Here is a 13,248-nt window from a genome sequence, read left to right as displayed (position 1 = left end):
GATGTGTATAAGAGACAGCAAGTGACCTTGCCGGGCTCGGCCGCGATCGAGACGCCGCGCAGTGCCTGCGCCGCGCCGTAGAAGAGGTTGATGTCCTTGACCTCGAGCATGGCTCAGCGTCCCAGATATACTTCGATGACCCGCTCGTTCGACGAGACCTGGTCGATGGAGCCTTCGGCAAGCACCGAGCCTTCGTGAAGGCAGGTGACCTTTACGCCCAATTCACGGACGAAGGTCATGTCGTGCTCGACCACCATCACGGTATGGTTCTTGTTGATCTCCTTGAGCAGCTCGGCCGTGAGGTGCGTCTCGACGTCGGTCATGCCGGCGACGGGCTCGTCGACCAGCAGCAGCTTTGGATCCTGTGCCAGCAGCATGCCGATCTCCAGCCACTGCTTCTGGCCGTGGCTGAGGCTGCCGGCAAGGCGGCTCCGCGCATCGGTCAGGCGGATGGTCTCCAGCACCTTGTCGATGCGCTCGGATTCCGCCTTGCTGCCGCTCCAGAACAGCGTGCCGCGGACCGAGTGGTCGACGTTGAGCGCGAGCAGCAGATTGTCCTCGACCGTCTGGCTCTCGAACACGGTCGGCTTCTGGAATTTGCGGCCAATGCCGAGCTCGGCGATACGGGTCTCGTCGAGGCGTGTGAGATCGGTGACGCCGTCGAACAGCACGGTGCCTTCATCCGGCTTGGTCTTGCCGGTGATGATGTCCATCATCGTGGTCTTGCCGGCGCCGTTCGGGCCGATGATAGCGCGCATCTCGCCGGGCGCGAGCGTCAGCGACAAATTGTTGATGGCGTGGAAGCCGTCGAACGAGACGTGCACGCCGTCGAGATAGAGCATCGCGGAGGTCGCGCGGGTATCCATGACGTTCATTTCCGCCTACTCCGCCATGTCAGGTTCGCTGACGCCGTCTTCGGCCGCAGCGCTCTCGGTGGTTTCAGCCGGGCGTTTTGCCTTGAACGGCTCCCACCAGGAATTGAAGGTGCCGACGATGCCCTTGGGCAGCAGCAGCGTCACCAGGATGAACAGCGCCCCCAACATGAACAGCCAGTACGGTGCGAGCACGCCGGAGGTGAAGAACGTCTTGGCGTAGTTGACGACGACGGCGCCGAGCGCTGCGCCGACCAGCGTGCCGCGACCGCCGACCGCGACCCAGATGACCGCCTCGATCGAGTTGCCCGGCGCGAATTCGCTTGGATTGATGATGCCGACCTGCGGCACGTAGAGCGCGCCGGCGACGCCGGCCATGCAGGCCGACACCGTGAACACGAACAGCTTGTAGGACTCGACGCGGTAGCCGAGGAAGCGCGTGCGCGATTCCGCGTCGCGGATCGCGATCAGCACCTTGCCGAGCTTGGAGGTGACGATGGCCCGGCAGATCAGGAAGCCGGCGATCAGGGCGAGACAGCTCAGCGCGAACAGCGTGGCGCGCGTGCCCTCCGCCTGCACGTTGAAGCCAAGGATGTCCTTGAAGTCGGTCAGGCCGTTGTTGCCGCCGAAGCCGAAATCGTTGCGGAAGAAGCCGAGCAAGAGCGCATAGGTCATCGCCTGCGTGATGATCGACAGGTACACGCCGGTGACGCGCGAGCGGAAGGCGAGCCAGCCGAAGCAGAAGGCGAGCAGGCCCGGCACGAACAGCACCATCAGCGCGGCGAACCAGAACATGTCGAAGCCGTACCAGTACCAGGGCAGCTTCTGCCAGTTCAGGAACACCATGAAGTCGGGCAGGATCGGATTGCCGTAGACGCCGCGGGTGCCGATCTGCCGCATCAGGTACATGCCCATGGCGTAGCCGCCGAGCGCGAAGAACGCGCCGTGGCCGAGCGAGAGGATGCCGCAATAGCCCCAGATCAGGTCGATCGACAGCGCCAGGATCGCGTAGCAGACATATTTGCCCCAGAGCGCGACCAGATAGGTTGGCACCTGGAAGAACGAGCCTGCGGGCAGCAGCAGGTTGGAGAGCGGAATGAGGATGCCGCAGGCGGCGACGATGGCCAAAAACATCGTCGCGCCGCGGTCCAGCGATCGCGTGAGCATGTGAGGGGTCATGCTTCCACCGCACGGCCCTTGAGCGCGAACAGGCCGCGCGGGCGCTTTTGAATGAACAGGATGATCAGGACCAGGATCGCGATCTTGCCGAGCACGGCGCCGGCGACCGGCTCCAGGAACTTGTTGGCGATGCCGAGCGTGAAGGCGCCGACCAGCGTGCCCCAGAGATTGCCGACCCCGCCGAACACCACGACCATGAAGCTGTCGATGATGTAGCTCTGGCCGAGATTGGGGCTGACGTTGTCGATCTGCGACAGCGCGACGCCGGCGATGCCGGCAATGCCGGAGCCGAGGCCGAAGGTCAGTGCGTCAACGCGTGAGGTGGCAATGCCCATCGAGGCCGCCATGCGGCGGTTCTGCGTCACGGCGCGCATTTCGAGGCCGAGTGCAGTGTAGCGCAGCATCGCGAGCAGGATCGCGAACACCGCGAGCGTGAAGCAGAGGATCCAGAGCCGGTTGTAGGTGATGGTGATCTGTCCGAGTTCGAACGCGCCACTCATCCAGGAGGGGTTGCCGACCTCGCGGTTGGTCGGACCGAACGCGGTGCGCACCGCCTGCTGGAGCACCAGGGACAGGCCCCAGGTCGCAAGCAGCGTCTCGAGCGGGCGACCGTAGAGGAAGCGGATGATGCTGCGCTCGATCAAGACGCCGATCGCACCTGAGACCAGGAAGGCGAGCGGCACCGCGATAATCAGCGAATAGTCGAACAGAGCGGGATAGCGGGTGCGGATCACCTCCTGCACCACGAAGGTGGTGTAGGCGCCCAGCATCACCATCTCGCCATGGGCCATGTTGATGACGCCCATCACGCCGAAGGTGATGGCAAGCCCGATCGCGGCGAGCAGCAGCACCGAGCCGAGCGACAGGCCGTACCAGGCGTTCTGCACCGTGGACCAGACCGCGAGCGAGCTCTGGATCGAGCCGATCGCGCTCGCGGCCGCCTTGGTCACTGAAGCCGGTTGGTCGCTGCCGGTATCGGAGAGAAGCGCCAGCGCGTCCTGGTCGCCGCGCGCCTTGAGGGTGGCGACCGCCTCGAGCTTCTCGACTTCAGTGGCGTCGGATTTGAACAGCAGGATCGCCGCGCGGGCTTCGCCGAGCGCGGTCCTGGCGGACTTGTTGGTTTCCTTGGCGAGCGCGGCGTCGACGGCCTCGAGCGCCGTCTCTTCATGCGACTTGAAGACGGATTGCGCGGCCTGGATGCGCGTCGAAAGATCCGGCGACTGAAGCGTCAGGCTGCCGAGCGCGGCATCGACGCTGCGGCGCAGACGATTGTTGAGGCGGACAGCGCTGGCGCCGTCGGGAACGCTCGCGACCGGCTGACCGGTCGTGGCATCGATCGACTTGCCGTCCGTGCCGGTGACGTAAACCTTTTTGCTGTCCGGATCGGCCATCAGGCGGCCGTCCTGCAACGCGTTGATGATCGGAAACGCGAGCGGATTGCCGCTGCTCGCAACCGCGCCGATCGCTTCTTCGGTGTCGGAAAAATCGTCGTTGGCGAATTTGGCGACCGCGTCCTCAAACGGACCGGCCAAGGCCGGCAGCGCGAACGCGATCAGGAGAAACGAAAGCGCAAGCGTGCAGAGACGGGCTGGCAATTTTGCGAGCACTGTGAATTACCCCGGCAGAAATGGGTGGAGAGGGCGGCGGGATCGCCGCCCTCTCCGTGTCGTCGTATCACGTCAGACCGCGATCAGGAGCCCGAACCGAGGCACTTGTTGGTCTTGACGTTGTAGTTGCCGCACTTCTTCTCGACCCAGTCGCCGATCAGGTCCTTGGAGCCGTCGAGCTCCTTCGACCAGGCGTCGCCCGGAACGAGGCTCGGGGTCTTCCAGACCACGTCGAACTGGCCGTTGCCCTTGATCTCGCCGATGAACACCGGCTTGGTGATGTGGTGGTTCGGCAGCATCTTCGAGGTGCCACCGGTCAGGTTCGGCGCCTCGATGCCGGGAAGCGCAGCGATCACCTTGTCCGGATCGGTCGACTTCACCTTCTCGACCGCCTTCACCCACATGTTGAAGCCGATCACGTGGGCTTCCATCGGGTCGTTGGTGGTGCGCTTCGGGTTCTTGGTGTAGGCCTGCCACTCCTTGATGAACTTCTCGTTCGCCGGAGTCTTGATCGACTGGAAGTAGTTCCAGGCGGCAAGATGGCCGACCAGCGGCTTGGTGTCGATGCCGGCGAGTTCTTCCTCACCCACCGAGAACGCGACCACCGGGATGTCCTTGGCCTTGATGCCCTGGTTGCCGAGCTCCTTGTAGAAGGGAACGTTGGCGTCGCCGTTGATGGTCGAGACCACCGCGGTCTTCTTGCCGGCCGAGCCGAACTTCTTGATGTCGGCCACGATCGTCTGCCAGTCGGAGTGACCGAACGGCGTGTAGTTGATCATGATGTCTTCCTGGGCGACACCCTTCGACTTCAGGTAGGCCTCCAGGATCTTGTTGGTGGTGCGCGGATAGACGTAGTCGGTGCCCGCGAGCACCCAGCGCTTCACCTTCTCTTCCTTCATCAGGTAGTCGACGGCGGGGATCGCCTGCTGGTTCGGCGCAGCGCCCGTGTAGAACACGTTACGCTCGGACTCTTCGCCTTCGTACTGCACGGGGTAGAACAGGATGCTGTTCAGTTCCTTGAAGACCGGGAGCACCGACTTGCGCGACACCGAGGTCCAGCAGCCGAACACGACCGCGACCTTGTCCTTGGTGATGAGCTCGCGCGCCTTCTCGGCGAACAGCGGCCAGTTCGAGGCGGGATCGACCACGACGGCCTCGAGCTTCTTGCCGTTGACGCCGCCCTTCTTGTTCTGCTCGTCGATCAGGAAGAGGATGGTGTCCTTCAGCGTGGTCTCGCTGATGGCCATGGTGCCAGAGAGAGAGTGCAGCACACCGACCTTAATGGTGTCGTCTGCGGCCTTTGCGCCGGTAAAGGAAGCCAGACCCAGCATCAGTCCGGCGGTCGCGGCGAGCAAGCCGCGGCGGCTAAATGACGCCGCTATATCGTGAGTGGATTTAGTAAGCATGAGGTATCATCTCCCTGACGCAGACGTGAAAACGCTGCGAACGGCCCCACGGCCGCCAGCGATTAACGGAATCGCAAGAACCATGCCATGGGCCTGGAGAGCGCTAAGCCGCTGCTCCGTAACAGGAATTTCGCCGGAACCAAGGAGTTGGCACGCTTGGTCAGCCCAAATATTGGGCATAAAAAATGTATGCTTATGCGGCATACAGTCTATTTTTTGATCAAAATTCGCCCGCTGTCTAAATTTCCGGCATAACTATTCGTGCACCGCAACGCCAGGCTGCGGCCGCGCCGCCTTGAAAGCGCCCCCGGGATGCTGCATATGAAGCCCCGAGACCTCCGAATCATCCGAATGATCAGGGGTCGTAGCGAGCCGCGTGTTCTTAAGCCCGTTTGGGCCTCTGGCTTGCCCCTCTCATCAAGCAATCCGACACCCCAAACACGCAGGTGTCTTCTCGACACCCTTGCGCGCGCCACGCGGAAACAGCGTGGGCGCTCGCCTTTGACATTGGAAAGAACCCCTCTTTTGACTTCCTTTCAGGACTTCGGCCTGGCCGATCCCATTTCGCGTGCCCTCAAAGAAGAAAACTACGTCACGCCGACCCCCATTCAGGCTCAAACCATCCCCCTGGCATTGACCGGACGGGACGTCGTCGGCATTGCCCAGACCGGCACCGGCAAGACCGCGTCCTTCGCGCTGCCGATCCTGCACCGTCTGCTGGACAACCGCGTCAAGCCGCAGCCCAAGACCTGCCGCGTGCTCGTGCTGTCGCCCACCCGCGAGCTGTCCGGCCAGATCCTCGACAGCTTCAACGCCTATGGCCGCCACATCCGCGTGTCCTCGGCGCTCGCCATCGGCGGCGTGCCGATGGGCCGCCAGGTCCGCGCGCTGATGCCTGGTATCGAGGTGCTGGTTGCCACCCCCGGCCGCCTGCTCGACCTCGTGCAGAGCAACGGGCTGAAGCTTTCGAGCGTCGAGTTCCTCGTGCTCGATGAAGCCGACCGCATGCTCGACATGGGCTTCATCAACGACATCCGCAAAATCGTCGCCAAGCTGCCGATCAAGCGCCAGACGCTGTTCTTCTCGGCCACCATGCCGAAGGACATCGCCGAGCTTGCCGACTCGATGCTGCGCGACCCGGCGCGCGTCGCCGTCACCCCGGTGTCCTCGACGGCGGAACGCATCCGCCAGCGCATCATCCAGGTGGATTTCTCCGCCAAGCCCGCCTTCCTGACCAAGCTGCTGAAGGACGAGCCGATCGACCGGGCGCTGGTTTTCACTCGCACCAAGCACGGCGCCGACAAGGTGGTGAAGACGCTGGCCAAGGCCGGCATCGCCTCCAACGCCATTCACGGCAACAAGTCGCAGAACCATCGCGAGCGCACGCTGGCCCAGTTCCGCTCGGGCGAGATCCGCACGCTGGTGGCGACCGACATCGCCGCCCGCGGCATCGATGTCGATGGCATCAGCCACGTCATCAATTTCGACCTGCCGAACGTGCCGGAGACCTATGTCCACCGGATCGGCCGCACCGCGCGGGCCGGCGCCGACGGCACCGCGATCTCGCTGGTCGCAGGCGGCGAGGAACTCAGCTATCTCCGCGATATCGAGCGCCTGATCCGCGTCGCGCTCCCGCGCGAGGATCATCGCACCGACGCCGGCCGCGAGGCGGCGCATGCGCCGTCTGCTCCCGCCAAGCAGCATCGTCCGGGCCGCCCCGGCCCGCGCCCGCAGGGCGCGCGGCATGGCGATGGCCGGCATGGTGACGGACGGCATGGTGACGGACGGCATGTGGATGGCAGGCCCGGCGACGGCCACAAGGCCTCAAAGGGGTCTCGCCGCCGCCGTTCCGGTGGTAAGATGAATTCGTCACCAAATGATCGGTCGGAACAGCGTCCCGCGCATGGCGCCGGCCAGTCTGATGGGATACAAGGCGTTGCGTTTTTACGCCGCGAGAGTCGTCCGAACGGTCGGCCCAACCACAAACCCTATTCGCGCTAGCCGTCCCGCGACCTGGAGAAATTCATGGCTAAGGAAGAGCTGATCCAGTTCGAAGGACTGGTCACCGAAATCCTCCCCGACGCGCGCTACCGCGTGCAGCTCGACGCCGGGCACGAGATCGTTGCCTACACCGCCGGCAAGATGAAGAAGAACCGCATCAAGACGCTGGCGGGCGACCGCGTGACGGTGGAGATGTCGCCCTACGACCTGGAGAAAGGACGGCTGATTTTCCGCCACAAGGACGAACGTCCGGGTCCGACCGGTGGCCCGCCGCGGGGCGGGGCTCAGCGCGGCGGACAGTTCCGCCGCCGTTAAGGCCTGCGGCCACGCCGCGGTACGGAAATAAAGTCCTGGCCTGATGCGATCTGCCGCCCACCCGGGCGGCGGATCAAAAAATCGTGCACGTCAGGATTGTTTTGAAACCCCCTTTCCAATAAAATGAATTAATCGATTTTCGGCCGGACGACATTAGCATCCACCGGTACAGCCGGTTCAGACACGCTGACGACCCTTCCAGAAATTCGATCTAACCCGTCCGCGAAAGCGGGCATCGACACTGTGTATCTGAGAAGGGACTACCCCCATGAGCATGGGAACCGTGAAGTGGTTTAACGCGACCAAGGGCTTTGGCTTCATCCAGCCCGACGACGGCGGCAAGGACGTGTTCGTGCACATCAGCGCCGTGGAACGTGCTGGCCTCGGCACGCTGCGCGAAGGCCAGAAGATCTCCTACGAGATCGTGGCGGATCGTCGGTCCGGCAAGTCGGCAGCCGACAACCTCCGCTCCGCCGGCTAAGCCGGCCCCGCTCCAGGCGGACCTGAGCAAAAGAAAAGGCCGTGCGCTGCGCGCGGCCTTTTTTCATGTCCGAAGATCCGAGGCGCTCAGTAGGTCGTGCAACTCGTCGACGGGCTGTAATAGACGCAAGTCGATTGACGCGGTCGCGTATAGGCGACGTCGCTCAGCGCGATCGCGTTCTTGAGCACGTAGCCGATCGTCGGTGTGTAGACGTAGCTGACCTCGCTGAAGATCACATAGGTGCCGCCGATCGCGAGCGTCGAGGGGATGGTCACCACCGAGGCCTGCGACCGCGGCGAGGATCCCTTGCTCCATTGCACGCGCGCCACCTTTGTCGTGGGATCGACGTAGAGCTCGCTGATCGTCGCCGAGGTGACCGAGCTATTGTAGTACGGCGTCATGATGCCGTAGGACGCCGCGAAGAAGTTGGTCATGTCGGTGTCGGCGACCGACGTCGATTGCGAGGTCAGGTCGGACAGCGTGCGAGCCATCATCGTGACCTTGCGGTCGATCGCCACCGCCGATGAAACCTCAACGGTACCGAAGAACAACACCAGCATCAGCGGCACCACCACCGCGAACTCGGTCGCCGCCACCGCGCGGCTGTCTGCACGGAAATCGCGCGCGGAGGAGGCGGCGTTTCGCCAGATTTTCGCAATCGCCTGCATGGTTCTGCTCGGGGCCGTTGGCATCAGTTGGAGTAGGGTTCGTTCTTGAAGGCGGCCGTCGCGACCAGGAGGCGCTTGTTGCCTGCGAGGTTCGAGGGGTTGTAGCCGAGCCCGGTGACGTAGAGCGGCCACTGGTAGAACAGCCGGACGACCACGATGTCGCCGGCACTGCCCGCGCTATAGCTCATGCTCGTATCGAAATTGCCGGCCGAATCGATATGGCTCGGCAGCGTGACCGCCGAGAACGACGAAAAGCTCGAAACGTCGACGTAGAGACTGCTGCAATCGAAGAACAGCGCCGGGATCTGGGTGCAGACGTAATTCTTGAACGTCGTCTGCGTGCAGGCGGCGGCCACACCGGAGACCGCGCAGGCCGACACCGAGCCGGTCTGCGCCTGGCCGGTCAGGACCGAGCGCGCGGCATCCTGCGTGACGGTCTCGAGCACCTGGCCTGCGAAGAACATGATCGCGGTCTCGATGATCGCGAACAGCAGCGCGAAGAAGATCGGCGCGACCAGCGCGAACTCGACCGCCGCAGAGCCGCGGCGGTTGCGGCGAAACCGCTGGATCATGCTGCGGATCGAAAACTTCCAGACGGCAGGCGATGGCATCTCAGAAAATCCCCAGCGGCAGCGATCAACCGCCCAACGAAGAGAGAAGCGATTGCCTAAATGTTTCGCAGGATCGGCGGATCACGGCCACTGGCGTCAACAGTGCGTAAACCGGTTTCCGCGACTGCGCCGCCCGATGGAAGCTATTTTCGGCCGCACGCGGGCTTGCAGTTGAGCACCTCCGTGGTGGTGGCGCCCCGATAGACCGTAACGAGGTTGCTGGTGTTGTTCTCGGCAACGACATTCTTCTTCTCGTTGTCGGCAATGCTGCGCAGCGCGAGGGACAGGGTGCCGCTCTGACGCGATGCGGACAGCAATTCGACTTCGCCAGGGGTCAACTCCAGGGTAGCCGTCTTGCCCAGAACCGCATTCTGCCCCTCCTTTTCCTTGGGGGCTTGATCGATCGCGAGAACACGTATGTTGGTCAGAATGGCTTGCGACGAAATGGTGTCGGTCTGAGCTTCCGAGTTGGCGGGCGGTTTCTCGCGCTTTGTGAGAATCACGTCCACGCGATCATTCGGCAATATGAAGCCGCCTGCGCCAGTCTCCGCGGATATCTCGGTTGAAATGGCGCGCTTGCCCGAAGGCAGGATGGCCGCCATGAAGCCGGAACCGTCTGCCCTGACCAGTTTCTGCTCTCGGATCGGCTCGCCCGCGATGAATGGTTGACGGGCAATCGAACCCGAAATTTGCGTGATTGCCTCGGGTCGATCCGGGCGGCGAATAAAATTGCCGCTGGCCGAAGATTGCGTCCACGTCTGCCACTGAAGCTCGTTGGGGCCGACCGTCTGTCCCAATCCGATGTCCGTCTTGGCCACAAGGACCTCAATGGTCGGCAATTGGGCGACTTGTGGAGGCGGGGGCGCACCGCTATCGGTCGAACTGCTTGCGAGATAGGCAGCGAGGGCGCCGGCTACGAGGGCGATCGCTAGAACAATAAAACGCGCGGGCTTCATAACTCTACTCTCACACAACCCCGAGCGGGCTCGCCGCTGCTCCAAGAGTTAGCCAGCTATACGTCAAAGCGACGTTAATGCGCCGGCTTCAACTCGCTGCGAACGGCAATTTCGGCCCTGCCTTACGGCCTTCGGAAGCTCCTCCGGCCTATTCGTCCTAGTGACGGAACGGATAGGCGAGCTGGCCGCCGATCTCGCTCGGCATCTCCGCTTCGTCCTTGCCATAGTCCTGCGGCAGCTCGTTCGCCGGCATCCGGAAGGTCCCGAACAGGATGTCCCAGAGCGGGAAGGTGCCGGCAAAATTGGTATTGCCGCCCTGCTCGAGCGAGGTGTGGTGCCAGCGGTGAAACACCGGCGTCGCCAGCACATATTTGAACGGTCCGAGCGTCCAGTTGAGATTGGCGTGCACGAAGGCAGAATGGAAGGTGGTGAACGGCCCGAGCCAGATCATCACGTTCGGCGAGATGCCGACGGTGAGCAGCACGACGTCAACGCCGATCGTGCCGAGCACCAGATTTACCGGATGGAAGCGCGCCGCCGAGATCCAGCCCAGTTCCTCCGAGGAATGATGGATCGCGTGGTACTTCCAGAAGCCGCCGCCGTGAAACAGCCGGTGCACCCAGTACAGCATGAAATCGGACAGGACGACGAACAGCACCGCCTGCGCCCATAGCGGCAGCTGCGACAGCGGACCATGGCCGTTGTCGTAGAAGGCGATCAGTTCGTCAGGACCGTGGATGTTGAAGATGACGCCGGCCGTAACGATCAACAGCCCGATCCGCATCGTGCGGGCGAACACCGGCACGAAGAACCAGTAGCAGATGTCGGTGACGATCTCGCGCTTGCGCCACCACGCCACGCCGGGATTGCAGGCCCAGAAATGCTCGAGCACCGTGAAGACCACCGCGAGCGCCGCGGTAACGGGGATGACCTTTGCGATGGTCTCGCCGAGCATCAAGGCGACGTCCATGGGCAGGCTCGACATCAGCGTCTCACTTCTCATCTGTTCGGCCTTACGCCTACGCTTCGAAATTTAAGGGAGCGTGAAGCCGCTCTGCATATCAGCGGCCTTTCGGGCCGCCGACCGCAAAAGCGGGGGAATTCAGGCGAGCGCCTTAAGGGGAAATTGACTCTGCTGAAAAGCATCGCGCCACGATCGAGTTTCCGTGATCAGGTTAACCGTACCGCAACGGCTGAGCTCTCATCCTCGCAACGCTAGAGAATTGCGCGGAACGAAGCCACCCACACCCACATGGAGATCTACTCATGAAGAACCTCATTGAGCGTTTCGTGAAGGACGAATCCGGCGCCACCGCCATCGAGTACGGCCTGATCGCCGCCGGCATCGCGCTCGCGATCATCACCGTCGTCAACAACCTCGGCACCTCGCTGAACTCCAAGTTCGGCTCGATCAGCAGCTCGCTGAAGTAAGCCTCCGACCAGTTGCAGCAGAGGCCCCGGATACGTCCGGGGCTTTGTCTTTCCGGAAAGCCTCGAGTTCCAGTGGCGTTGCGTAAGACCAGGACCGATGCAGTGTTCGAAACGGCAGCCTCCGCGCATAGCGAGGCGCCGACCCATTGGGTCTGCCTTGCGCTGTTGCTCGCACTGGTCACGCTCGCGGCCCGGATCGCCAGCATCTGGTGATCTCCGCCGCATACCGTTTCAGGTTTGTTTAGCACTGCCGGCTAGAATCCCGCGAGCTCCGATCCCGCGCCGGCCAGCGCTCCCTTAAGAAGCAGATCATGATCCTCGACCTCGCGCGCCTTCTGCTCTTCCCGGCCCTGATAGCCTTCGCCGCCGCGAGCGACCTGTTCACGATGACCATCTCGAACCGGGTGTCGCTGGCGCTGATCGCCGGCTTCTTCGTTCTTGCCCTCATCGGCGGCATGGCGCCTTACGACATGCTGACCCATGTCGGCGCCGGTGCCCTGATGCTGGCCGTCGCGTTCACCTGCTTTGCCATGGGCTGGGTCGGAGGCGGTGACGCGAAAGTCGCAGCCTCCGTCGCGCTGTGGTTCGGCTTTACCCACCTGATGAACTTCCTGCTCTACGCCTCGCTGTTCGGCGGCGCGCTGACCTTGCTGCTGCTGCAATTCCGGCAATGGCCGTTGCCTTACGGACTTGCCGGACAGGCCTGGCTCGCGCGGTTGCACGCCAAGGAGAGCGGCATCCCCTACGGCATCGCGCTCGCGATCAGCGCGCTGATGGTCTATCCGGAGACGGAATGGGTGAAAGCGATTGATCTCGCTCACCTCGCGCTGCGCTGAACACACCGGATAAACCCGGCGTTAAGGCGATTTAGATACGCCTCATTAACCATGCTTTGACGTTTAGCTGGTCAACTGCCATCACGGCGGCGGCAGCGTCGCGGCGTTTTGTGGAAAGTGAAGCGTAATGAATACCGCACGCATTGTCGTCCTGACGATCGCTATCGGTGCCGGCGGCATCGCCGCGTACCTGGCGAGCGGGTCCGACAGCCCGGCGCCGCCCCCGGCCGCGCCGATCGCTCAGCTTCCGACCGCCGACATCCTGGTAGCCAAGTCCGACATCGACCTCGTTCAGGTCGTCAAACCCGAAGACATGCAGTGGCAGATCTGGCCGGTTTCGGCATTCCGAGCCTGATGACCGCACAGAAGTGACGATGGGGATCTTCGATATGAAATGCAGGGGCAATCGGGCGGCGTTGCGGACCAGCATGGTCCGCGCCCTGTCGTTTTCAGCCGCGCTCGCACTGACGCTCAACCCGGCGCTTACCCCGGTCATCGCCGCCGACTATCGCAACGCGGCGCCGATCGCGGCCGACGGCCAGATGAACGCGCGCTTCCTGTCGCTCGGCGTCGGCAAGTCGATCGTGATCGACCTGCCGCGCGACATCAAGGACGTGCTGGTCGCCGATCCAAAGATCGCAAACGCGGTGGTCCGCTCGGCGCAGCGCGCCTATATCATCGGCGCCGCCGTCGGCCAGACCAACATCGTGTTCTTCGATTCCGCCGGCCAGCAGATCGCGGCCTATGACATCGCGGTCAAGCGCGACCTCAACGGCATCCGCGCCGCGCTGAAGCAGGTCGCGCCCAACTCGGACATCCAGATCGACGGTCTCGGCGAGAACGTCATCCTGACCGGCACGGCGGCCACCCCGATCGAGGCCCAGC

The 13,248-nt window shown here is 63.1% G+C and carries 15 protein-coding genes and 1 pseudogene; 8 read left to right on the top strand and 8 right to left on the bottom strand.

What is annotated here, in order from left to right; translation table 11 throughout:
• Positions 1 to 113 precede the first annotated feature (113 nt).
• From urtD to urtA, 4 genes are all read right to left on the bottom strand, one after another.
• On the bottom strand, positions 114 to 875 hold the full coding sequence (gene urtD, locus Q2941_RS47760) for an urea ABC transporter ATP-binding protein UrtD (RefSeq protein ID WP_027521698.1): 762 nt from the start codon (positions 873 to 875) through the stop codon (positions 114 to 116).
• 6 nt (positions 876 to 881) lie between these two features.
• The gene (urtC, locus tag Q2941_RS47755) at positions 882 to 2,051 is read right to left on the bottom strand and encodes an urea ABC transporter permease subunit UrtC (RefSeq protein WP_027521697.1); all 1,170 of its coding nucleotides are present in this window, start codon (positions 2,049 to 2,051) and stop codon (positions 882 to 884) included.
• Positions 2,048 to 3,658 carry an urea ABC transporter permease subunit UrtB gene (gene urtB, locus Q2941_RS47750; protein ID WP_027521696.1) on the bottom strand — a complete coding sequence of 537 codons (1,611 nt, stop codon included), beginning with the start codon at positions 3,656 to 3,658 and terminating at the stop codon, positions 2,048 to 2,050. The genes urtC and urtB overlap by 4 nt, the downstream gene beginning before the upstream one ends.
• Before the next feature lie 83 nt (positions 3,659 to 3,741).
• Positions 3,742 to 5,064 carry an urea ABC transporter substrate-binding protein gene (gene urtA / locus Q2941_RS47745; RefSeq protein ID WP_027521695.1) on the bottom strand — a complete coding sequence of 441 codons (1,323 nt, stop codon included), beginning with the start codon at positions 5,062 to 5,064 and terminating at the stop codon, positions 3,742 to 3,744.
• Positions 5,065 to 5,589: 525 nt separating this feature from the next.
• Here urtA and Q2941_RS47740 point away from each other — a divergent pair.
• The 3 genes from Q2941_RS47740 to Q2941_RS47730 all read left to right on the top strand — a co-directional run bounded on the left by Q2941_RS47740 (position 5,590) and on the right by Q2941_RS47730 (position 7,861).
• A complete protein-coding gene (locus tag Q2941_RS47740) occupies positions 5,590 to 7,065 on the top strand; it encodes a DEAD/DEAH box helicase (protein WP_458196971.1) in 1,476 nt (491 codons plus the stop codon).
• Between the two features lie 24 nt (positions 7,066 to 7,089).
• Positions 7,090 to 7,380: a translation initiation factor IF-1 gene (infA, locus tag Q2941_RS47735; protein ID WP_027521693.1), complete on the top strand. Its 291-nt coding sequence runs from the start codon at positions 7,090 to 7,092 to the stop codon at positions 7,378 to 7,380.
• A 268-nt stretch (positions 7,381 to 7,648) separates the two neighbouring features.
• Positions 7,649 to 7,861: a cold-shock protein gene (locus Q2941_RS47730; protein WP_011084262.1), complete on the top strand. Its 213-nt coding sequence runs from the start codon at positions 7,649 to 7,651 to the stop codon at positions 7,859 to 7,861.
• A gap of 86 nt (positions 7,862 to 7,947) precedes the next feature.
• Here the strand turns inward: Q2941_RS47730 and Q2941_RS47725 are convergent, their stop codons facing one another.
• The 4 genes from Q2941_RS47725 to Q2941_RS47710 form a co-directional block, all read right to left on the bottom strand.
• Positions 7,948 to 8,529, bottom strand: coding sequence for a TadE/TadG family type IV pilus assembly protein (locus Q2941_RS47725; RefSeq protein ID WP_254109135.1), 582 nt, complete (start codon positions 8,527 to 8,529; stop codon positions 7,948 to 7,950).
• 23 nt (positions 8,530 to 8,552) lie between these two features.
• A complete protein-coding gene (locus tag Q2941_RS47720) occupies positions 8,553 to 9,140 on the bottom strand; it encodes a TadE/TadG family type IV pilus assembly protein (protein WP_254109136.1) in 588 nt (195 codons plus the stop codon).
• Positions 9,141 to 9,283: 143 nt separating this feature from the next.
• Entirely contained in the window at positions 9,284 to 10,096 is an 813-nt protein-coding gene (gene cpaB / locus Q2941_RS47715; protein ID WP_458196968.1) for a Flp pilus assembly protein CpaB, read from the bottom strand.
• Positions 10,097 to 10,253: 157 nt separating this feature from the next.
• The gene (locus tag Q2941_RS47710) at positions 10,254 to 11,081 is read right to left on the bottom strand and encodes a sterol desaturase family protein (RefSeq protein WP_458196966.1); all 828 of its coding nucleotides are present in this window, start codon (positions 11,079 to 11,081) and stop codon (positions 10,254 to 10,256) included.
• 281 nt (positions 11,082 to 11,362) lie between these two features.
• Between Q2941_RS47710 and Q2941_RS47705 the strand changes: the two genes are divergently transcribed.
• The 5 genes and pseudogenes from Q2941_RS47705 to Q2941_RS47685 all read left to right on the top strand — a co-directional run.
• Positions 11,363 to 11,527: a Flp family type IVb pilin gene (locus Q2941_RS47705; RefSeq protein ID WP_458196965.1), complete on the top strand. Its 165-nt coding sequence runs from the start codon at positions 11,363 to 11,365 to the stop codon at positions 11,525 to 11,527.
• A 72-nt stretch (positions 11,528 to 11,599) separates the two neighbouring features.
• Positions 11,600 to 11,740, top strand: coding sequence for a hypothetical protein (locus Q2941_RS47700; RefSeq protein WP_198031705.1), 141 nt, complete (start codon positions 11,600 to 11,602; stop codon positions 11,738 to 11,740).
• Between the two features lie 98 nt (positions 11,741 to 11,838).
• A complete protein-coding gene (locus tag Q2941_RS47695) occupies positions 11,839 to 12,363 on the top strand; it encodes an A24 family peptidase (RefSeq protein WP_027521688.1) in 525 nt (174 codons plus the stop codon).
• Between the two features lie 127 nt (positions 12,364 to 12,490).
• Positions 12,491 to 12,703: pseudogene (locus Q2941_RS47690) on the top strand (Flp pilus assembly protein CpaB); the annotation flags it as partial.
• A 49-nt stretch (positions 12,704 to 12,752) separates the two neighbouring features.
• Positions 12,753 to 13,248, top strand: a 496-nt coding sequence (locus Q2941_RS47685; RefSeq protein WP_458196973.1) for a pilus assembly protein N-terminal domain-containing protein, incomplete at its 3' end; no start/stop codon positions are given.

It is taken from the genome of Bradyrhizobium sp. UFLA05-153 (assembly GCF_054185185.1).
Note: the sequence above shows the minus strand (reverse complement) of the source record. Positions and strands in the feature narration are given on the sequence as shown.